Source organism: Kamptonema formosum PCC 10802 (assembly GCF_000332335.1).
Taxonomy (GTDB): Bacteria; Cyanobacteriota; Cyanobacteriia; order Cyanobacteriales; family Oscillatoriaceae; genus Oscillatoria.
In genome coordinates, this window is the sequence record NZ_KB235949.1 from 532,311 (window position 1) to 554,487 (window position 22,177).

The window sequence follows — 22,177 nt, forward strand, 5'->3', positions numbered from 1 at the left end:
TGCGCCCCAGCTTTTTGCTTTCAGGTTAATGGCTACCACCCTCAAGCCATATCGCGACGGCGCACTTGACCTGTGGGTGGATTTGTATGTCAAACACGGGGGTTGGACACTCCTCTGTTTGACAGTCTCTTTTTGGAACCCGCCGGTGGGTTTTGGTTTTGAACGTACCGCCTCCAAGTTTCCACCGTGACTCCGCCGCTAGATGCCAGAAAGTATGATTTTGTCCAGAATTCTGGTTTGTTCTGATAAAATCTCTCTACTTCTGCAGGAAATTCTTTGCGAATCATGCGGCTGGTAACGGTTTTGAGGTTGTTGACAAATTTACTCAGCTGCACTTGGGGGTAGTAGGAAAACAGCAGGTGCACGTGATCCACCTCTCCGTTAAACTCGAGTACCTGACATCCCCACTTCTCGCACACTGATTCCACAATCTCAGTCAGCCGCGCCAGCATGGTGGCCGAGAGCACCTCTCTTCCATCTTTTGTCGCCAGCACTAAATGCGCTTTTAAGTCTGAAACTCCACGGGAATAGGACTCGTAAGACATAACACTCTAAAGCACTGTGTTCTAATTATAGCTCGGCGAGCCACAGAACGCAGCAGGAGTGGGGCGTTTTCTGCCCTTTGACGCTCCCATCCCTCAAAAGTGGTAGGGCCAACATGGACCCGACACCACCTCGGCACGCCGGCTGGACTTGGGACCGGCAAGATGCTGCCGGTCCTACAAGCTGTATCCCTAGGGCACGGGTTCCCTGGGACCCTCTAATGTCTGAGCGCGACAGCGTGCCGGCAGCGCCAGGGCTTTCCGGATATTTAATATTCAATTAAACCTATATTTTACAAGCTATTGAGCCGGCACGCTCTCTCCGCGCACAGCACGGATGCCCGAACGACACGGAAGGACGCGCTTTCGCGAGCCCGCAACGCTTACGAAATAGGTTAATTCATCCGGCGAGCTTATCCGTTTCGCGCAAAGGGCTGTCTCGGGTCAGTCCGCCGGCCTGCCGTCTTCACAAGAACTTCACAAAAGTTCCGTAGAATCTCTAGTGTGTTAGATGCGAACAAGCTAAAAACACCCCAGAATTGGGGAGAAGCTCCGAAAGAAGACTGAAAGCAGGACAGGGAGAAGTCCTGCAGTCTTCTAATTCTGCTGGTGGCTCTCAGGTTGCTCTCAGGAGAATGTGACTAAACCTGCTCTCCCAGCAGGACCGGCGCTTATCCGCTACATCTATTCTGCAATCCGCATCAAGCCCCGCGCTCGGTGCCAAATTCCCCACCGGCTCGCATTTCAAACGGGTTTGCCGTCCCGCAAAAAATGCCGGCTTGTGGGTACGTCAATCGAACTCCTTTTACTTGGCAATTTGTTGCAGATAAAACTTGGGTTTGAGCGAGCGTCAGCGCTAATAAAATTAGTAATTTCTGGGGTCACAAAACCATTAATGCTGTCAATCTCTTGGTTCAAGACGCTCCTATAATAAGGGTGCAAGCCATCAAAAATAAGGATGGATATCTGTTTTAAAAGGCTCCCCGATCGCCTTTGGGCGGAGTCTCTAAGGGCAGAGCTTGCGCTATGCGCGAACAGGGCAGCATTGGCCACAGTTAACAGCCTCTGGTCACTCAGACATCTATGAAATCAGCCGTGAAAAACATTAAACCATTAACCCAGTCACACTCTAAAAAACCGTCCTATTTCCCATATTTGTGGGCAGACAAAAGGCAGACTTATTTTATTTTAGAGTTTATACTTTTTACTTTTTGCTGTGCGGCAACCGCAGAGCCAGGGAGCGCGCAAACACAGCCGAAAAGCTCGCCGGTTGTCCCCGCCAGTGACGGCACCGGCACCGCCGTCACCCCAGATGGCAATCGCTTCAACATCACCGGCGGCTCCACCTCCAAAGATGGGGCGAATCTGTTCCACTCCTTCCTTAAGTTTGGCCTCAGCCCAGACCAAATTGCCAACTTTATCTCCCATCCCAATATCCGCAATATTTTCGGCAGAGTTACCGGCAGCAACCCCTCTGCAATCGGCGGCTTAATCCAAGTCACCGGCGGCAATTCCAACCTGTTTCTCATCAATCCAGCCGGCATCGTGTTTGGTCAGTCCGCCCGCTTGGACGTGCCGGCATCCTTTATGGCAACATCGGCAAACGGGATTGGGTTTGGGTCAAATTGGTTTAGCGCTTTTGGCCCCAATAATTACGCCCTCTTAGCCGGAACCCCCAGCGCTCTTTATTTCGGAATAGAAACGCCGGGAGCTATTCTCAATTTTGGCAACTTAACCGTGCCGGCGGGACAAAATCTCTCCTTAGTGGGAGGCACTGCCATCAGCATCGGCACCCTGAAAGCCCCCGGCGGAGAAATCACCGTCGCCGCTGTTCCAGGAAAGAGCTCGGTGCTGCTCTCTCAAGAAGGGCATTTGCTGAGTTTGGAGGTGGGAGCCGGGATTGGGGGATTAGGGGATGGGGGGGATTCCAGTTTATCTCCCACCGGCATCACCCCTTTTTCTTTGCCGCAACTGCTTACCGGCACGGGTGGGAGTCACGCCACCGGCATGACAGTAACGAGCGACGGTACAGTGCGGCTGACTGGTTCCGGTGTGCGGGTTCCCAATGAAGCGGGCACCGCCATTGTTGCCGGCACGCTTGACGTTTCCGCACCCGCATCTGGTGCCGGCGGTACTGTACAAATTCTGGGCAGTAAAGTGGGGTTAGCCGGCGCTCATATTGATGCGTCTGGCAGCACCGCCGGCGGAACTGTGCTGATTGGTGGCGACTATCAGGGGCGCGGCGCACTCCTCAATGCAGAGCGAACTTATGTGAGCGGAGATTCTGTGATTGCAGCGGATGCCAAACAAACCGGCAGTGGCGGGCGAGTTATCGTCTGGGCGGAGGGAGTGACCGGCTTCTACGGGAATATTAGCGCTCGCGGCGGCAGCAATTCAGGCAGCGGTGGCTTTGTGGAAGTGTCAGGAAAACAGCAGCTGATCTTCAGCGGTACAGTGGATACCAGCGCGACGAACGGGCTGGCGGGCAGCCTGCTGCTCGATCCTGATAATATCACAATTGTGAGTGGGAATACAGCGGACAGCGATGAAGAATTAGATGACGGTCAAATCCTGGCTGGAGATATTGGTGACATGTTCACCCTTTCTCAAAAGGCTCTGCAAGACTTGTTAAAAGATGGGAACGTCATCCTAGAGGCGAGAAATGATATCACAATTGAGGACAATCTTCAACTCAGCGGGAAGGTTGGCTCGATTACTTTCACGGCTGATGCAGATGGGGATGGGACTGGAGCGTTTGTGGCGAAAAACATGCGGTTTCCCAGCCCAGACGATGGAACGGAAGAGATAACAATTTCGGGAGCGAGCTTAACGATAGGCCACATTGAATCAAGGGGCAGATCTATCAATCTCAGCAGCACCGGCACGATCGGAACCGGCAAGTTAGACGCCTCTCATGAATCTAAAAATAGTGGCGGGATTGCCGTGACTGCCGGTGGGAATATTACCACAGGCGATCTTATTACCTTTGGGCAGAGTGCGGGCAGAAATGGCGGCGATGTTTCTATGACTAGCACCGGCGGATCGATTTCAGCCGGCGAGATCGATTCGCACGCCGACAAGGGAAATGCCGGTGCGGTGACGCTGAGCGCTCTCAGCGATATTGAATTGGTTTCGATTAACGCCGAAGGTGGCAGTACAGGCAATAATTACGGCACCGGCGGGAATGTCGAGATATCAGCGGGGCAATTTATCCGAGCGACCGGCTTTTTTACCGCTGAGAACGGTATAGATGCCAGCATTTCTGCCGCCGGCGGGTTGGGGGGCGGTTCGATTATTATTCAGCCCGGAGGCACTACAGAGGAAACGCCCTTTACGGTGGGTTTGGATAACCCGATTAACGGCACTGCGAGAGCGCTTGTCACGAATTCTGACATTAAGATTGAATCCGGTTCGTTTTACCAGCGCACCGAGGTGGGCAATCCTCCCGCGCCATATATTTTAATCGATCTCCCGCCGGCACCAACTCCCGCACCAACCCCTGTTCCCGCACCGGCACCAACTCCCGCACCGGCACCAACCCCTGTTCCCGCACCGGCACCAACCCCTGTTCCCGCACCGGCACCAACCCCTGTTCCCGCACCGGCACCAACTCCCGCACCGGCACCAACTCCCGCACCGGCACCGGTTCCCGCGCCGGCACCGGTTCCCGCACCGGCACCAACTCCTGAACCCACTCCTGAACCAACTCCCGCACCGGCACCAACTCCTGAACCCACTCCTGAACCAACTCCCGCGCCGGCACCAACCCCTGCGCCGGCACCAACCCCTGCACCGGCACCTGTTCCCGCACCGGCACCTGTTCCCGCACCGGCACCTGTTCCCGCGCCGGCACCGGTTCCCGCACCGGCACCAACTCCTGAACCCACTCCTGAACCAACTCCCGCACCGGCACCGGTTCCCGCACCGGCACCAACTCCTGAACCCACTCCTGAACCAACTCCCGCGCCGGCACCTGTTCCCGCGCCGGCACCAACCCCCGCACCGGCACCTGTTCCCGCACCGGCACCAACCCCTGCACCGGCACCTGTTCCCGCACCGGCACCAACCCCTGCGCCGGCACCAACCCCTGCGCCGGCACCAACCCCTGCGCCGGCACCTGTTCCCGCACCGGCACCTGTTCCCGCACCGGCACCAACCCCTGCGCCGGCACCAACCCCTGCACCGGCACCAACCCCTGCGCCGGCACCAACCCCTGCGCCGGCACCAACCCCTGCGCCGGCACCAACCCCTGCACCGGCACCGCCACCCACGCCTGCGCCGGTTCCGGCACCAACGCCGGTTCCCCCACCGGTTCCGGCACCAACGCCGGTTCCCATTGTCGCACCGGCACCTGTTCCCGTACCCGCACCGATTCCCGTACCCGCACCGATTCCCGTACCCGCACCGATTCCCGCACCGGCACCCGTTCCCGCACCGGCACCCGTTCCCGCACCGGCACCGATTCCCGCACCGGCACCCGTTCCCGCACCGGCACCCGTTCCCGCACCGGCACCGATTCCCGCACCGGCACCGATTCCCGCGCCAGCGCCGGCACCGATTCCCGCACCGGCACCTGTTCCCGCACCTGTTCCAACGCCAGATCCGGTGGGTGCGACACCTTTACCACCGCCCATCCCCCAGTCTCCTTCCCCCTCTCCTCTTGTGAGAGAGCGGGTAGGCGGTGAGGGGTTTTTACCGACCGCTCACCCTCGGGCTATTATACCAAATTTGTCAGTTCCTGTCAACCCCCCAGAGGTAGAAATCGATCCGGGCGTTTTTGCTCTGGACGAGTATTTCACGCGAAAGTTTGAGGCTTATTTGGGAATCTCCGTTGAGCTTCCCTCTCCTAGCTTGCAGCAAATCCGCGAAGTGCTGCGCCGGATTGAGCGGGAAACTGGTGTCAGACCGGCACTGAACTATGTTACTTTTTTGCCAGAGGGGCAGGCGCTCAATCCCCCCAGCGATATTGAATCGCAACTGCAGGGGAACCGCCAAACAAGCAGCGATAGTTTGTCACTGGTGCTGGTGACGGCGGATGGCGTGCCGGTTCAGAAGCGGATCTCTGAGGCGACTCGCGCCCGGGTGCAGGCAATGGCGCAGCAGCTGAGGGAAGACGTGACCAATCCGATCAAACGTCGCAGTACCAGCTATTTGGTGCCGGCGCAACAGCTGTACCAGTGGCTGGTTGCGCCGCTAGAAGCGGATCTGAAAGCGCGGGGCATCCAGAATGTGGTGATGATTGTGGATGTGGGGCTGCGATCGCTTCCTTTTGCTGCGCTGCATGACGGACAGCAGTTTCTGGTGGAAAAGTACAGTCTCGGACTCATGCCCAGCATCAATTTGACCGATACGCGCTATGAAGATATTAAGGATATGCAAGTTCTGGCAATGGGAGCGTCGGAATTTTACGACCAAAAGCCTTTGCCCGCCGTGCCGGTGGAACTGACAGCCGTGGCGAAAGAATTGTGGCGGGGTGAGTTGTTCCTCAATGAAGCATTTACCTTAGACAATCTCAAGTCGCAGCGCGCCCGCACGCCGTTTGGAATTATTCACTTGGCCACCCACGCTGAATTCCAAGCGGGAGGGGCGGCGAAAGCCTACATTCAGCTGTGGGATAGCAAGCTGCGATTGGAGCAAGTTCGGCAGTTGGGCTGGTACAGTCCGAAGGTTGAGCTGCTGGTGCTCAGCGCTTGCCGCACCGCTTTGGGGGATGAGGGGGCGGAGTTGGGCTTTGCCGGTTTAGCCGTGCAGACCGGCGTCAAGTCCGCAATTGCCAGTTTGTGGTCAGTTAGCGATCAGGGCACTTTGGGGCTCATGAGGGAATTTTACAAGAACCTGAGGGCGGTGCCGATCAAATCAGAGGCGCTCAGACAGGCGCAGATTGCTATGCTGAACAAGCGCGTCCGCTTGCAGGACGGTCATTTGGTGAGTTCTGCAGGAAATCTCACTTTGCCGGCTGATTTAGTGCAGATGGGCAGCCCAGATTTATCTCATCCCTATTACTGGGCGGCATTCACCATGATTGGCAGTCCTTGGTGAAATTACCGGCAATAAACCGGGTTTCTTGGGAAGCTGGCAGATTGTCAAGCTTACAAACCGAGAAACCCGCTTTCTCTGTGTGAAATTACTGATTTGTGCGAATTCGGTAACAGTGGCGGCTGAGCGCTGGGGAACTCCGTGACATTTACACAGAAGTGATAGCTAATATATAATCATAGAAAGGGTGCACTTGTTGAGCCTCGTTGCAGCTATTTTGCCAACACCCAAACCAGCAACTAACAATGCTATCCGCTGTCAGCAGAAAGGCCCGATGTTTCTTATCACAAAAACAGCAAACAGTCAATAGGGCGAGAGCAAAATTTTACGTTTTGCCTTTTGTCTTTTGCCTGTTGCCTCTGGTTGCGACGGCTGGGGTGGGAAAGGTGCGAGCGCAAACCATTGTCCCCGCCAGTGACGGCACCGGCACCGCCGTCACCCCCACCGGCAGCCAATTCAACATCACCGGCGGCGCGCGCTCGAAAGATGGCGCGAATCTCTTCCACTCGTTCACTCAGTTTGGCCTGAGTGCGGAACAGATTGCCAACTTTCAGTCCTCCCCAGCTATCCGCAATATTTTCGGCAGAGTGACTGGCGGCGGCATCTCCCAGATCGACGGCTTGATTAAAGTCACGGGCGGCAATTCCAATCTTTTCCTGATAAATCCTTCTGGTATCGTTTTGGGTGGCAGCGCCCGGTTAGACGTGCCGGCATCCTTTACAGCGACAGCGGCGAGCGGAATCGGGTTTGGGTCACATTGGTTCAGTGCTGCCGGCACCAATGACTGCGCCGCCCTAGTCGGATCGCCCAGCGCGTTTTACTTCGGGATGGCACAGCCTGGAGCGATTGTCAACTTCGGGCAGCTGGCGGTTCCAGAGGGCCAGAATTTAACCTTGCTGGGGGGAAGCGTCACCAGCACCGGCACTCTCTCCGCCCCTGGGGGCCAAATTACCGCCGCACTTGTGCCGGGTGGGAGTCTGGTGCGCCTCTCTCAAGAAGGGCATGTGCTGAGTGTCGATATCCCACCTTTGCCCCCGGACCCCCCCGAACGGCGCAGAGACCGAGATAGTAACAATTCCCTATTTTTGCCGGCACTGCTCACCGGCGGCAATGTTGGCAGCGCCACCGACATGAAGGGGCACCGCGACGGCACAGTGCGGCTGATCGGTTCTGGCGTCCGTTTGGAAAACGGCGAGCTGGTGGCGCAAAACCCGAGAGCCGGCAGTTTGGAACAGGCGGGACGCCTGTCCTACGCCGAACCTTTGGGACAGGCGGGACGCCTGTCCTACGCCGAACCTTTGGCGATCTCGGCGGAAAGTGGGGCTGGCCCAATGCAGATTCCCCCCCCTCCAGCTCCCGGCGCAGCGCCGGCAGGTGTCAGCAGCGGCAATCCCAGCTTTTCAGCCCCAGGTTCGCCCAACTCACCGGCACCGCCCCCTTCTGGCCCACAAGCGTTTGCCGCCCATTCTGGGCCTGTCCCCCCCGGCGGTCGCGCCCCCGCCCCCGTGCGTGGCCCTGGCCCACACATGCCGGCGGTGCCGGTGTTCGCCGCGACTCTCGGCAAGACACTGGCAGCAGGCGACTTGCAGCAAGCGACGCGGCAAATCGAGCAGCAGCGGGGAGGAGAATTTGGCCAATTCTTGCGGGAAAATCTCTCGGCGACAGCAGTCACTACTCAGAGCATACGAGACATGCTGGGCACGATCGTTAGTCAGACCGGCAGCAAGTCGGCGATTATCTATTGCGTAGCCCTGCCAGACCAATTGGAACTGCTGCTGTACACCCCGGAAGGCAAACCGATTCGCCACACCATCCCAGCAGCTAACAGAGAAACCTTGCTCAAAGAAGTCGCTGAGTTGAGAGCGGAAATCACAGACAACCGGCTGCGGAATAGCTCCAGCTATCTCGCACCGGCACAGAAACTCTACCAGTGGCTGATTGCCCCACTGGAAGCCGACTTGCAAGCTGCAGGAATCAACACCTTGCTGTTTTCGATGGATGCCGGTTTGCGCAGCCTCCCACTCGCCGCCCTGCACGATGGCAAACAGTTTCTCATTGAGAAATACAGCCTCTCGATCATTCCCAGCATTAGCTTGACCGACACTCGCTACGCTTCCCTGAAAAACGCTCAAGTTCTGGCAATGGGGGCGAGCACCTTTGCCGACCAAAAGCCTTTGCCGGCAGTGCCGTTGGAGCTGGATGCCATCACCCAGCACCTGTGGCGCGGCAGAGTTTTTTTGAACCAAGAATTCACCCCCAACAACCTGAAAGCGCAGCGCCAAAACGCACCCTATCGAATTATTCACCTCGCCACCCACGCAGAATTCAAGTCAGGAGAAGCCAGCAATTCGTACATTTACTTTTGGAATAATAAGTTGCATCTCGACCAACTCCGAGAGCTTCGGTTGAGGGAGCCTCCTGTGGAATTGCTGGTGCTCAGCGCTTGCCGCACTGCCATTGGGGACACTCAGGCGGAATTGGGCTTTGCCGGCTTAGCTGTGGGGGCGGGCGTCAAATCTGCCCTCGCCAGTCTCTGGTATGTTAGCGATGAGGGGACTTTGGGGCTGATGGCTGAGTTTTACCGGCAGCTGGCGGAAGCGCCGGTGAAAGCCGAAGCCCTCAGACAAGCCCAGCTCGCCCTGCTGCGCGGTCAAGTCCGCATTTCTGGCGCTTTTTTAAAGGGTTCCGGGGAGTTTCCCTCTTTGCCCCTCCCTCCCGAACTCGCAGCACTCGGCGAGCGGACTTTTTCGCACCCTTACTACTGGGCCGGTTTTACTCTGATTGGCAGCCCCTGGTAAACTGTTTCTTGTTCCCTATAGCTAGGGAGAAACCGGGTTTGTTTGAGAAACCCGGTTTCTTTGGGTTGCTTGTCAGTAGGGGCGGGTTTACAGACATCCTTCGCTACCAGCAAATATCTCGGGTGAACCCGCCCCTACGGCGAATAATTTACGCTAAAATAGAAGCCGCGATCTTGAGCGTTGCCGCCTTTATCGTCTAAATCAACAAGCGGAAAAGCGTAATCAACGCGCACGTTCAGCCCCGGGAAAGCTTGCCAGAGCACCCCTAAACCGACACCGGCTAAAAATTTCTGGTCGGGTAGGGTGTTGGGATTGTCACCGACATTCTTCACCGCACCTAAATCCAGAAAAGGCGCAAATTGCACAATCGGAACGCCGCCGGCATCTCGCTGAACTGTGTAGCGATTTTCCACGGAGACGCGGAAGCCTATGTCACCGGAGCGGGCATTTTGCCGGTAGCCGCGCAAGGACAAACCGCCGCCAATTACAAACTGCTGGGAGGATAGCAGGCTGTTGGGGGTGAGCTGCATATCGGCTTGTACGATTAGGAGATTGTCTGTATTCAGGCGCTGCACGCGCTGCGCTTGACCGGTCCAGCTGATAAATCGGCTGTCGGGGACTGGATCGTCGTTAAGAGTGGCGTCAAACAAGCCGGTGCCAAGGTTGAATTGCGATCGCAGCACCCAAGCGCCGCTCACATCCCGGCGCACATAGTCCTGCCCAAATTTAATCACGCTGGTGCGGGTTACGCCCTCGCCGTCAGGTCCTTCCCCAAAGCCAAAAGGCTCTCCGGCGAGAAACGTCTGGCTGCGCTGGTAAGCGAAGCCCACGGACAGGGCAAATTCTTGCTCGGGCGATCGCACCAGGGGCTGCCGGTAGCTGATTTCATAGAGTTGGGATTCTCCGGTAATGTCAAATTGTTTGAAGGGTTCTTGGATAATTTGGTTGTTGTTGGGGGCGTATCTCAGCTGCACGGTGCCGTTCATGGCATTCACCGGCACGCGGTAGCTCAAGTCATAAACGTTTGACTCGCCAATCGCGCGGTAATAGGAGACAGACACTTCGTCGCCGATGCCGGTGAGGTTTCGATAGAGGGCATAACCGCCGACTCGTTCTGAACCGACACTGGGCGGGGAGTAGTTGTCCGCACCGATGCCTGCCACAAGGGATTCCGCTTCTTTTACGCGCACGGTGAGGACGCTGAAGCCAATTTTATCACCGGCTCGCAAGCTGGCTTCTACTGTTTTAAATAAGGGGTCCACGCGCAGCAGCCGCAGCTGATTTTCCAGGGCGATGCTGGAAAGGGGGCTCCCTGATGCCAATCGCAACCGGCTCCGGATGTATTCGGGGTTGAGCCGGCGCGTTCCCTGCACTTCAATGTCTTGCAAGCTGCCTTCTATGGCGACAATTTTTACCACGCCGTCGGTGAATTGCTGGTCCGGGAGAACGGCTCGCGAGGTGATGTAACCTTTTTCCAGGTACAGTTGGGTGATGGCATCGGCAACTTTTCTCAAGTCTTCGAGAGTTGCAGAAGTTCCCTCTACCTGTGCTATAATTGGGTTGAGGTCTTCGGGGGTGAAAACTGTGGTGCCGATGACTTCGATTTTTGTAATCGGTATTCTCAGTGCCGGCGTTTCTGTCGGGGTTGGTGTTGGTGCCGGTGGGGTTTCTAGGGGGGGTTGTTCCTGCGCCGGTGCCGGTTGCGGTTCGGGTGCCGGTTGCGGGAAACGCTCCCGGTTGGGATCGGGTTGCGGGTTCACCGGCGGTGCCGGTGGGGTTTGCGCTATAATATCATACCATTTGTGACTGGGCGCTGGGCAGGGGGCATCGGGCACCGCGCATGGGTTTGGGGTGCTGGTGTCTGCTATTTGCGCTGACACCGCCGGTGCGCCGTAATTTGCAGAAATGCCGGTCATCAGAATTGTACCGGGAACGGCCACCCCACACCACAACACTGCCCGCCCTAACGAGTGCATGAATTGTTCTCTCCCAAACGTTTGCTGTTTTTAGGTTAGCCTACAACTGCCGGTGACGCGCCCTGCAATTTTGGAAATATAACACAATCTCAATCTCCTGTCAAGTTTTGGCGTGTTAAGTTTTGCAAAAGACGCGCTAGCGCTGACGCGCCACTTCGCTAACGCCTGCCGCTTCGCTTACGAATTGATGGGGGAAACCCGCAGGTTGGGGGGAGAGAAGTTAACCAACCTGGTTTATTGTTTAGAGCTAACTTTGGGAAAGAAACCCAGTTTATCGCCCCAGGAACAGAAACCGTTTTTCTGGTTCTGGGGAAAGGGAAAAGTGAGCTAACTTTGGGGAAGAAACCCGGTTTCTCGCAACCGGCAACCACCAGATCCCGGGTTTCAGATTTTAGGGAGCGGTAAAACTTAGATAACTTTTGCAAAGAAATCCGGTGTCTTCCCCCCTTGGCAAAGAAACCCGGTTTCTGCCACTCAAAACAGAAACCCACATGTCATTAATGTCTTAACCAATATGACTGCTGCTATAATAAACCCGCCCCCGCCCCCGCCCGGATGGGAGAGAATAGGGATCGCCCGCACGCAGCGAGTTTTGAGAATTGGACTGCTGTTAATTTTTTTTAATCCCGCTTGACTTTGGTGACGAAAAACCTGAGAATATAAAACAGATAAACCCACCGGCTCTCTGAAAGCTGATGGCCAGACAAGCCGGGGATTTGACTGGAATCCTCTTTCTCACTAAATGAACCAACCTAACCCAACATCTCCCGCCTAACCGGAGCAGTAATTCTACGGCTCCCGCCAATTTCTCGACTGGCTAACCGCAGAGAAAATCAGTCTCGCCCGCACTACCTATCAAACCTCCCGCCTCATCCTTCTCGGCGCAAACCCGCAAGGCAGGTTCTCCGGATTTGAGCGCCTTTTCGACAGGGCGATGGGACTATATGCCACCCCGGAACGCCTTTACATGAGCGCCAAATACCAGCTGTGGCAATTGGATAATATCCTGGAACCAGGGCAGCTGTATAATGGATACGACAAACTCTATGTCCCCCGAATTGGCCACACCACCGGCGACTTGGACATTCACGAGGTTGCCCTCAACAGTGCCGGTGAGGTAATCTTTATCAGCACCCTGTTAAACTGTCTGGCAACTTTGAGCGATCGCCACAGTTGCGCCCCCTTGTGGAAACCCAAGTTTATCTCTCAAATTGTAACAGAAGACCGCTGTCACCTCAACGGTTTGGCAGTGGTTGATGGGCAGCCGCGCTTTGTCACCGCCTGCAGTCGCTCTGATATAATAGATGGGTGGCGAACCTGCCGGCGCGATGGCGGTGTGGTGATTGATGTGCCCTCTAATGAAATTGTCTGTGCCGGCTTGTCGATGCCCCACTCCCCCCGATTCTATCACGGCAAGTTGTGGCTGCACAATTCGGGCACCGGCTTCTTTGGATACGCCGATTTGCTTTCCGGCAAATTTGAGCCGGTCGCCTTTTGCCCTGGCTACTTGCGGGGGTTGACATTCTGGAAAGATTATGCTATTGTCGGACTCTCCAAACCGAGAAGGGATAAGAGCTTTTCAGAGCTCCCCCTTGACGATGAATTAACCGCCAAAAATTACCAACCCTGGTGCGGATTAATGGCGATTGAGCTGAACACCGGCAGTATTGCAGGCTGGCTCCGCTTTGAAGGCATTATTACAGAATTGTACGATGTTCAGGCGATCCCCGGAGTCAGCCGCCCGATGGCGTTGGGATTTCAGGATGATGAAATTGAGCGCCGGCTGACATTTGACACCTCTCGCTTACTGTCGGAGTCAAAGGGTATTCTTCGTTCCCAGGCGGAGCCTGGGAACGCAAATCACGAGGCAGAGCCTCGTGCTTGTGATATAGTAAACGAGGCGGAGCCTCTAAAGAAGGGTTCCCAGGCGGAGACTGGGAACCAGATAATAGCGGCGGAGACAGGAAACCAAATAATAGCGGCGGAGACTGGGAACCAGCTAAAAGAAGGGTTCCCAGGCGGAGCCTGGGAACCAGATAATAGCGGCGGAGACTGGGAACCAGATAATAGCGGCGGAGACAGGAAACCAAATAATAAGTTACCGATGCTGTTCCCTTTGATAGTTTATCATTTTTTGGAGAGCCGAGCGCGCAACTGGCAATTGCTATCAGTCACGCCACTGCAGTGAGCCGGCGTATCGAAAAACAGCGACAGTCTCTGAATTTCGCGCACTCGCGCTCGCGGGAGGGGCGACTGCGGATTGGATATGTTTCCGCTGACTTCCACAATCACGCCACCAGTCATTTAATCCTGGGAATGTTTGCAGCGCACGCCCGAGAAGAGTTTGAGATTTTTACCTACTCTCTGGGGCTAGATGACGACAGCTTTTACAGGAAGCGCATTGTTAGCGACAGCGAACACTTCCGCAACTTGGCGGAGGAATCTGCAGCGGAGTGCGCCAAGCGCATTCACGCAGATGGGATTGACATTTTGGTGGATTTGAAGGGGTACACGCGGGATGCTCGCTTTGAGATTTTCGCCTTGCGCCCCGCCCCAATTCAAGTCAGCTATCTGGGATCTCCGGAATGGGGGCTGACTTTATTAATTATATCATCTCCGATGCGGCGGTGACACCACCGGCATCTGCGGAGTATTTTACCGAGAAATTGGTGCTTTTGCCGCACAGCTACCAGGTGAATGACAGCCAGCAGCCGGTGGATACCGAACCCGCGACTCGCACGGAATGGGGATTGCCAGAAAATGAAGTTGTGTTTGCTTGTTTTAACCAAGCTTACAAGATAGATCCGCAAATCTTTGATATTTGGATGAGGGTGCTGTTGGAGGTTGAGGGGAGCGCCCTTTGGCTGTATGCTGAGAAGGAGGAGACGAAGACGAATTTCCGGCGCGAAGCTGCGGCGCGGGGAGTTGCGCCGAACCGGCTTGTTTTGGCCGGCTTTTTGCCAAAACGGAAACATTTGGCTCGGCTGAAGCTGGCTGATTTGGTGCTGGATACCTATTGTTATAACGCGCACACGACGGCGAGTGACGCTTTGTGGGTGGGGGTGCCGGTGCTGACTTGCCCGGGACAAACTTTTGCCTCTCGCGTCGGGGCGAGTTTGTTGAGTGCGGTGGGTTTGCCTGAGTTGATTGCCGGGGATTTGCGGGAGTATGAGACAATGGCAGTGCGTTTGGGGAAAAATGCCGGTGAGTTGCAGCAGTTGAGGGAGAAGCTGGCGGCGAACCGGCTGACTTATCCCCTGTTCGACACGCGCCGCTTTGTGATAAATTTGGAAAAAGCTTACCGGGCGATGTGGGAGATTTATGCGGCGGGGGGAAAGCCACAGATGATTCTGGTGAGAGAGGAGTGAGCGGAACAGCTTAACTCCTAAAAAACAGAGCCGGTTTCTCCTCCCGAAACCTGCAAGAAACCGGCTTTCTTTTGCGTCGGGTATTTCAACGCAGATGGCTTTTTTCCAGGGTTCCCTCACCCCCCCGGTTTCTTAAGAAGAAACCGGGTTTATTGTCCAGGCAAAAAACGGCTTATCTCGCCCCAAAGACCCGTTTTTGTGATAATTATGATTATTTTAGATGAGTCTCCGCCTGATTTAATTAAAGAGTGGAAGCCGAACTGGGGGATTTTTTGATCTCAACAAAGGGAGCTTTAGCCAAATTCCCTAGAGAAACGGAATTCAAAAGTTCTTCCCATTTGTTAGCTAAGACTTCATCAGTAGGATTCTGCATTTGCAGCTGAGCCAGAGATGAGAGAGTGTCAAACCACAGAGACTCTCTGGCATAAATAAAAGGGCGCTTCTTTTCAGGAGCTGCTTCCAGAGCCTGCGCCAGAGTCTCGCTCTTTTCCACCCGTTTAATCCACCCCTGCACTCTCACATCTCCTGAACGGTCATCTGGATTGCATATAATTGAGAAGAACCACTGATAGTTTTTCCCCACTTCTAAAGGTTTGCTAGATTTAGCCGGCACGGTGTAGCTGGCAATCCCGGCACTTGTCAGGGCTGGCAGTTTCCCGGAATTGTACACCTCCTTGCCATCTTCATCCTGCAAGACAAACTCCATTTCAGGGGCGGGAGTTTCGCTCCCCGCTGTTTCCGGGACATACCAGTAGAGTGTGGGGTACTCCGATACGGTCAGCCCCATATTTGTGGCCGGAATCAGAGCGATTAGCTTATTTTGAATGTTGGGGCAATTGCCCCCGCGCACACCCCCACCTTCTTGCCGCCCCTCACCGGGAAGCCCTCGGTTAGGGGGGTTAAATGCGTTCCAATTTCCAGCGATGCTTTGACTGACCCCAGTTTCCTGTGACTGCGCCCGCACCAAAATCGGCAAGCTAGTGGTGGCGGCAAGTCCTAAGGATAGGGCTAACGACAGTGGAAGCAGCTGCAGGCCATACTTCATCCTAGCCATACTACAATAACCCTTTGGTAAATCGTGTTATCTTGAAATACGGTTGCGCGTTGAGCCGGTGTTGCCACCCAGCCACGAAGCCGCTCTATCTCAATACTACAAGGCAGCGAGTGGCGCAGGAGCCAACGGCGCTCAGCAGTCCGCACCCCTGATGCGGGTGCGTTCTGGCCACCCGGCTTTTGTGCCAGCCTCACACCTACCACTCCCCAACCGCCAGCCCCAACCGGAAGACGGGAGCAAGAAATTTTCTTGTCGGGGGTCAGGGGGGTGAGGGCAAGGAGTCTGGTTGCACAGCGGGAAAAACCCGCAGATGGAATGTCGGAAGTGGCAGGATCTGCCTCTGTGCCTCGAAGGCAGCCGCCCTGCCCGCAATCGAGCGCCCCCGGGTGCTGATGGGAGCCGGCTAAATTCGCTACCCTCTCAGGGTAGGAGGAAGTTGTATCCTAATCAGGGGCTCAGCTCGCCCAACGTTAAGGCAGGCGGACGGGTATTGTCTCTAGACGATGCATTGCCCTGAAACGATCCAAAAAACAGTCCGCGTTAACGGGTTAGTTGGATACTCCAAACTATTATGCACGATAAATTAGACATGGCTCCCGACTCACCAGTTCTCCCACTGACCCAAAATCCCTGGTTGCGGACGATCAGGCCCCATGCAGCCTATGCGCTGCACGGCATTGCCTTTGCAGGGGACGCCCTGCTAGCCACTGACACAGTCCGGGGGCATCTGCTCCAAATTGATTGCGCCAGCGAAAACACGACGATTCTCAATCCTTATCAGGCTCAAGACTTTGCCGGCGTCACCGGCTTGGCTGTTTGGGAGGGCACTCTTTGGTTCACCCGCGACGAAAACGTTTATTTCTGCAACCTGCCCGATCTCACCCCCCAGCATTTTGTCAGCCTCCCCGGCACCGCCAACGGAGTTGCTGTTTGGGAATCGACCGTTTACGTCACCTGTCAGAGAGCCGGCTCCATTCTCATTTTCAACCGCGATACCGGCAAGCAGATTACCAAGTTCTACGCACCTGGTGTCGGAGTGGAAAACATCACCGTGCGGGGGGAGGAACTGTGGGTTTGCGACGCCCTCGAGCAAACCGTATACTGCCTGGAGCGGGGCACCGGCAGCCTGCGCTTTAGCGTCCTCACCCCCTTTGAATCCCCCTCGGGCCTAGCTTTTCACACCGACCCGGTTTCAGGCCAGGATATCCTCTATGTGGCGTATGCGGGAGAAGAAGCCTACATCCGGGACGATCCCAACTCTTCCGATCCTTACCAGCTGACGTTTCGCGACCGCACATTCATTCACCCCCTTTACTTTCACTATAATGAAGCCGGTCGCTTCGCCCTCTCCAACGGCTATCTCCTTGAGATGTCTTATGTCGAAGAGCTCGCTCCCCTCGATCAGGTGCACCTAGAAAACCTGGAATGGCGGATTGCCCTTCCCTCCAACACCCACCGGCAGCGCGTGCTGCGCGTCGAGCCGGTTGGCATGCCCTTCACTGAAGAAATCCACGATGGAGAGCGCATCGCCGTGTTTAAGTTTGACACGCTCAAACCTCACGAATCCCGCATATTTGGCTGGAAAGCGCTCCTCGAAGTCTGGAGTGTCAAATACCGCCTCACCCCCCGCGAGGTGGAAGACTTGCCCCCACTGCCGCCTGACTTCCAGCAGCGCTACCTGGTAGATAATGATAACTTAGCAATGGGCACGGATATTGTCCGCAGGGCAGCCCGGGAAGCCATTGCCAGAGAAACTAACCTGCTGCGCCAGGTGCTGAGCATTCGCAATTTCGTCTACGACGAGCTGTCCTACGGCATTAAACCCCAGATTGACACCCCCGATGTGGTGCTGGATCGGGGCGTAGGCTCCTGCGGGGAGTATGTGGGAGTCTTGCTCGCCCTGATGCGCCTCAATGGCATTGCCTGCCGCACCATCGGTCGCTACAAGTGCCCGCCCCATGCCGACCGGATGTTTGTCCCCCTCATGCCCGACTTCAACCACGTCTGGCTGGAATTCTACATCCCCGGATTTGGCTGGGTGCCGATGGAATCCAATCCTGACGACACCCAAGAAAGAGGCCCGTATCCGATGCGATTTTTTATGGGCTTGGCTTGGTATCATATTGAAATTGGCAAGGGATTGCGCTTTGCCAGCCTGCAAATTGAAAACACCTTGGTTAAGAAAGAAGAGGTTTCTATTGGCGAACTCGCCATCAATCACGTCAGGTTCAAGATCCTGGGAGAACTGCCCCCCTATCAGGACTGACGCCGCCAGTGGCCCGCCGGCAAGTCAAGGCGTTTTTAAGTGCCGGTGAATCGGACTTCCCCCAGATGGGGAGTGGGGGCGCGACAGGTCGCTTCTGTGCCCAACCCCTTGCCAAGTGCCCGCGCCGGCCAGAACGCCTGCGCCGCACCCGGCACCTGGAGCCTGCCACGGCAAAGGGCAGGAAGCCCCCACCCCAGAGCGTCCGGCAGATGTTTTTGCCGGTCCAAAAAATCTCTGCGCTCACCCCTACCTGCGGGGCAGTTTTTGTGCTAAAATTAATCCCTAAATTTAACCTCTGAAATCGTCAGTTGTGGAAAATCCGGTCCTGATTGTTCTATCTATTATGGCTATAGGGATGCTGGTGGCTGTCACCGGCGGCGTCGCATATCTCACCGCCGCCGAGTGGCGCGACCGCAGACGCAGGGAGCGGGAGAAGCGCTCTGGCTCCAAGGGCTGATCGATACAGTCACTGTCAAGCCCGACTGCGGGCCAGAAATCGGTTCAGAAACCGGGGTTCTTCAAGAAACCCGGTTTCTTGTACTTTCTAAAAAAAACGGGTTCCTGGCACTTCATCTAACTGAAAACCGCCACAATACCAAGTTGGGATAGTTCTAGCACTAGCCACCTAGGGCGCGAACGTAGGACAGGCGTCTCGCCTGTCCCAGAGATATCAAGGCTAGGGGGAAGCCGTACCTACGCCCATACTTCGTATCGAGCGTGTCCTAAACTGACTGTCTATTGCTATAGTATTTTCTCCTTGTGATGAAAAGGATAAAGGGCGGAATTTTTCAATCCCAAATCCGGACATCCTTGCCTCCCAAATTGGTAGAATATACCCTATAATCTGCGCTCCTCTCCCTGCGGTTACTAGGAAAGTGTGTCGCTCTCAGAAGGCGGTAAAACAAAGTTCGAGCTGGAGAAGCTACTGGCTTGAACGCCCACCACCACCGCTAACAGCTGATTGATGAACACCGGCTCGGGGGTGCCGGTGCCGCCAGTCCCAGTATCGCCGGCGGTCGTGTCCTCAATCTGAATCCGGACGTAAATTTCTGAAGTGTTAGCCTCAGAACCGTTAAAGAACACCAAACTGTCAAAATTGAGCTCTTCGCTGAGCACCAGAAAATCAGTTCCCGCAATGAAATCATTGATGCGGGCTGTGCCACCAAGCTGCAAGCCAAACGTGTCGCTCCCCTCGCCGCCAATGAGGGTGTCCGAGCCCAAATTGCCCAGCAAGCTGTCGTCACCGGCACCCCCGAACACACTGTCGTTCCCTTGGCCACCCGCCATCAGGTCGTTCCCCGCGCCACCGATCAGGGTGTCAGCGCCGGCGTTGCCGTAGAGGGTGTCATCTCCTGAGACGCCACCGGCCTTATCACTGCTGAGATTGGCGAGTAGGGTATCGTCACTGAAGTCGCCATAAACCAGGTCGCTGCCATCGCCTCCATAGATAAGGTCAGCGTTGGAACCGCCGGCGACGGTATCATCGCCCCGATCGGCGTAGAGAGTGTCATCTCCGAACTCCCCGAACAGCAAGTCGCTATCTTGGCCCCCGAAGCCCAAGTCGCTGCCGGCACCGCCAAGCAGGGTATCTTCACCCAGATTGCCGTTGAACTGATCGCTGCCAGCGCCGGCATCAATGGAGTCCCGATCTTTGCCGCCGAAAGTGAGGTCGTCGCCGGCACCCGCCAGCAGGGTGTCATTGCCCTGATTGCCAAACAGGGTGTCATTCCCCTGATCCCCATCCACAAAATCGCTACTCGCGCCGGCAAACAGCAGGTCACTGTCCAAACCGCCATAGAGGCTGTCCCTGCCGTCAAAAGCGATAAGCGTATCATTTCCTCGCTCGCCCTGCAAAATATTATTGCCCGAACCGGCATCGAGAGAGTCGTCGCCCGCACCGCCGATCAGAGTGTCGTTCCCGTCAAGAGCGATCAGAGTGTCCTTCCCGTCATTGCCCTCCACATAATTGTTACCCGCAGCGGCGATCAGCGAGTCATCCTCCCCATTGCCAAACAGGCTGTCATTCCCGTCACCGGCAACGATCGTATCTTTCCCCTCATTGCCCTCCACAAAATTGTTGCCCCCGCCCGCCCGAATCGAGTCATCGCCCGCACCGGCAAACACAGTGTCGCTGGCATCACCGGCAGTGATGGTATCCTTTCCCTCATTGCCCTCCACATAATTTACTCCCCCTCCCGCCGCGATCGAGTCGTCCCCCGAACCGGCATAAATGGTATCATTGCCAGTCTGGCTCAAGAGGGTGTCACTGCCAGCACCGCCCTCCAGCGAGTTGTTCCCCGCGCCGGCGTCCAGGTAGTCGCTGCCGTCCCCCCCCAGCAGGGTGTCATCGCCGGACAGCGCCAGCAGCGTATCGTCGCCCCCAGCACCGTCCAAAAAGTTTTTCCCCTCACCGGCACTGAGGAAATCGGTTTCTGAACCCCCCGAAAGGCTGTCGTTGCCCGCACCGGCAATCAGCGTGTCCAGCCCCTCGTTCCCCTCAATGACATTATTCCCCTCGCCGCCGTCGAGGGAGTCGCTCCCCAAACCGCCCTGCAGGGTGTCGCTGCCCAAACCGCCAAAAATTGTATCATCTCCCCGCTCGCCGGTCAGCTGGTCATTGCCTTTGCCGCCCGAGAGGTAGTCGCTGCCCGAGTTCCCGAGAATGGTATCGTTGCCCTGATTGCCGATCAGGGTATCGTTCCCTTCCACCCCGTCGATCGCGTCATTCCCAGCGTTTCCCACGATGGAGTCGTTGCCCGTATTCCCCAGCAGGGTGTCGTCAGCATCCCCGCCGACGATCGTATTGTCCGCTGCCGCACCTTCGAGGCTGTTGGGCTCATCCGTGCTGCCCACAATCGGGACACTGCTAGAGCCCCGACTGGCGACAAGTACAGTCCAGTAATAGTTTTCATTAAACCGGCCCGTATCATTTTCCAGGTAATACAAGCCAACGCCAATATTAGTAACGTCAGACTTGAGCAGGTTGCTGCCTTCGCCGGTGCTGAACCATGACGCTACCACTTCCTCTGGCGTCGCCTCGCCGGCTGCGATATTCTGCGCATAGGTGATAAAATTATAGCCGGCATTTGCGATCCGGGTAGCCGCAGTCGAGCCATTGGAGCCTTCCTGACCGAAAAAGTCATTGAGCGCCATATCCGTGCTGTGGGCGTCCGCTGCAGTGTTCAGCTGAGTGTCTAGGGTCAGCGCCGGCAAACCAACCAGACTGCGCCGTTCGTTAACAAGATTGACGACTTGATTCGCTATCTCAAGAGCAGTAGCCATCCGTAATTCCTTCTTCCCATTGCTTCTATGTTACTTGTCGGTTTAGGGAGATGTGGGGATTCCAGAATTGGACCCCGGCGGTGGGGCGCGCCGGCATGGGGCGTGGGGCACCGGCTTTGGAGAGCCGTTATTTGGAATTTTTCCGGCTAAGGGCGGACAGTTGATTTGGTTGTTTTAATGAACCGCCAAGACGCGCCTGTGCGCCAAGGAAGAGGGAAAAAGAGATTTCCCAAATCTTTTATTATGGCTGGGAGAAGAAAAGTGTGTCGGCAGAGGGGGGGTGAGAGTTGGGTCAGTTCATCGCCGGTGGGGGGATTGCCGGTGGGGCGACCGGCAATTCTTTTAGCCTATTCAATCGCTCTCAATATTGTTGAGAGTGGGATAAAAAGTGAGAGCCGATCATTTTCTAAAGGAATGAAACCGTATTTCATATAGAACTGTTTTGCTGGTTCATTCAAAGCATCGACTGTCACAGCAACTATGCCCACTTCAGATGAAAGGCGAACAGCCTTGCGAAAGCATTGCATCAGCAGTTCTTTTCCCAGCCCTTTCCCCTGCATTGACTGATCGACAGCAAGTTTTCCCATACGCAGAGCGGGAATGGGGTAGCGGGGCAATCCTCTCCTGTACTTTTCGGGGAGAGACTCACGTTTTATTTCACCCATACTGGTGGAATAATAACCTGCTACTCGCCCGTCTCCATCTTGGGGGATAGCCACAAAGGTTGTGGCTATCCCTCTTCTGTGATTTTGGCGAGCGTATTTTTGCAAGTAGTCATTTAATTCCGGAACGCCGCAGTCGAAATCTTCTTTCCTGACGCTCTCATCTATCGGGCCAAAAATCCAATCCATTACT

The 22,177-nt window shown here is 55.8% G+C and carries 12 protein-coding genes and 1 pseudogene; 7 read left to right on the plus strand and 6 right to left on the minus strand.

From position 1 onward, the window contains the following. Positions 1 to 89 precede the first annotated feature (89 nt). Positions 90 to 545, minus strand: coding sequence for an IS200/IS605 family transposase (gene tnpA / locus OSC10802_RS0132830; protein WP_017721005.1), 456 nt, complete (start codon positions 543 to 545; stop codon positions 90 to 92). 1,152 nt (positions 546 to 1,697) lie between these two features. Here tnpA and OSC10802_RS51845 point away from each other — a divergent pair. Together OSC10802_RS51845 and OSC10802_RS45125 are read left to right on the plus strand one after the other, a co-directional pair. Next, positions 1,698 to 6,581, plus strand: coding sequence for a CHAT domain-containing protein (locus OSC10802_RS51845; protein WP_232731868.1), 4,884 nt, complete (start codon positions 1,698 to 1,700; stop codon positions 6,579 to 6,581). Between the two features lie 242 nt (positions 6,582 to 6,823). Further along, entirely contained in the window at positions 6,824 to 9,376 is a 2,553-nt protein-coding gene (locus OSC10802_RS45125) for a CHAT domain-containing protein (RefSeq protein WP_017721008.1), read from the plus strand. 134 nt (positions 9,377 to 9,510) lie between these two features. On the opposite strand, the gene OSC10802_RS0132855 is transcribed toward OSC10802_RS45125, so the two are convergent. Further along, positions 9,511 to 11,352, minus strand: coding sequence for a ShlB/FhaC/HecB family hemolysin secretion/activation protein (locus OSC10802_RS0132855; RefSeq protein ID WP_155969011.1), 1,842 nt, complete (start codon positions 11,350 to 11,352; stop codon positions 9,511 to 9,513). Positions 11,353 to 12,157: 805 nt separating this feature from the next. Between OSC10802_RS0132855 and OSC10802_RS42975 the strand changes: the two are divergent. The 3 genes and pseudogenes from OSC10802_RS42975 to OSC10802_RS53595 form a co-directional block, all read left to right on the plus strand. Further along, a pseudogene (locus OSC10802_RS42975) lies at positions 12,158 to 13,540 on the plus strand (TIGR03032 family protein); the annotation flags it as partial. Next, entirely contained in the window at positions 13,537 to 13,983 is a 447-nt protein-coding gene (locus OSC10802_RS53590; RefSeq protein ID WP_052334373.1) for an O-linked N-acetylglucosamine transferase family protein, read from the plus strand. The pseudogene OSC10802_RS42975 and the gene OSC10802_RS53590, both read left to right, overlap by 4 nt. Further along, on the plus strand, positions 13,938 to 14,720 hold the full coding sequence (locus tag OSC10802_RS53595) for an O-linked N-acetylglucosamine transferase, SPINDLY family protein (RefSeq protein ID WP_017721012.1): 783 nt from the start codon (positions 13,938 to 13,940) through the stop codon (positions 14,718 to 14,720). Before OSC10802_RS53590 ends, OSC10802_RS53595 begins: the two co-directional genes overlap by 46 nt. 241 nt (positions 14,721 to 14,961) lie before the next feature. Here the strand turns inward: OSC10802_RS53595 and OSC10802_RS42985 are convergent, their stop codons facing one another. After that, positions 14,962 to 15,774, minus strand: coding sequence for a DUF928 domain-containing protein (locus OSC10802_RS42985; protein WP_044172149.1), 813 nt, complete (start codon positions 15,772 to 15,774; stop codon positions 14,962 to 14,964). Between the two features lie 589 nt (positions 15,775 to 16,363). Between OSC10802_RS42985 and OSC10802_RS0132885 the strand changes: the two genes are divergently transcribed. Then, the gene (locus OSC10802_RS0132885; protein ID WP_017721015.1) at positions 16,364 to 18,040 is read left to right on the plus strand and encodes a transglutaminase-like domain-containing protein; all 1,677 of its coding nucleotides are present in this window, start codon (positions 16,364 to 16,366) and stop codon (positions 18,038 to 18,040) included. A 35-nt stretch (positions 18,041 to 18,075) separates the two neighbouring features. On the opposite strand, the gene OSC10802_RS51855 is transcribed toward OSC10802_RS0132885, so the two are convergent. Next, the gene (locus OSC10802_RS51855; RefSeq protein ID WP_155969013.1) at positions 18,076 to 18,267 is read right to left on the minus strand and encodes a hypothetical protein; all 192 of its coding nucleotides are present in this window, start codon (positions 18,265 to 18,267) and stop codon (positions 18,076 to 18,078) included. 83 nt (positions 18,268 to 18,350) lie between these two features. On the opposite strand from OSC10802_RS51855, the gene OSC10802_RS53600 reads away from it, so the two are divergent. Then, a complete protein-coding gene (locus OSC10802_RS53600; RefSeq protein ID WP_017721017.1) occupies positions 18,351 to 18,497 on the plus strand; it encodes a hypothetical protein in 147 nt (48 codons plus the stop codon). A 410-nt stretch (positions 18,498 to 18,907) separates the two neighbouring features. Here OSC10802_RS53600 and OSC10802_RS42990 read toward each other — a convergent pair whose 3' ends face one another. Both OSC10802_RS42990 and OSC10802_RS0132910 read right to left on the minus strand, forming a co-directional pair. Next, entirely contained in the window at positions 18,908 to 21,322 is a 2,415-nt protein-coding gene (locus tag OSC10802_RS42990) for a CAP domain-containing protein (protein WP_017721018.1), read from the minus strand. A 347-nt stretch (positions 21,323 to 21,669) separates the two neighbouring features. Then, entirely contained in the window at positions 21,670 to 22,173 is a 504-nt protein-coding gene (locus OSC10802_RS0132910; RefSeq protein ID WP_017721020.1) for a GNAT family N-acetyltransferase, read from the minus strand. Positions 22,174 to 22,177 lie beyond the last annotated feature (4 nt).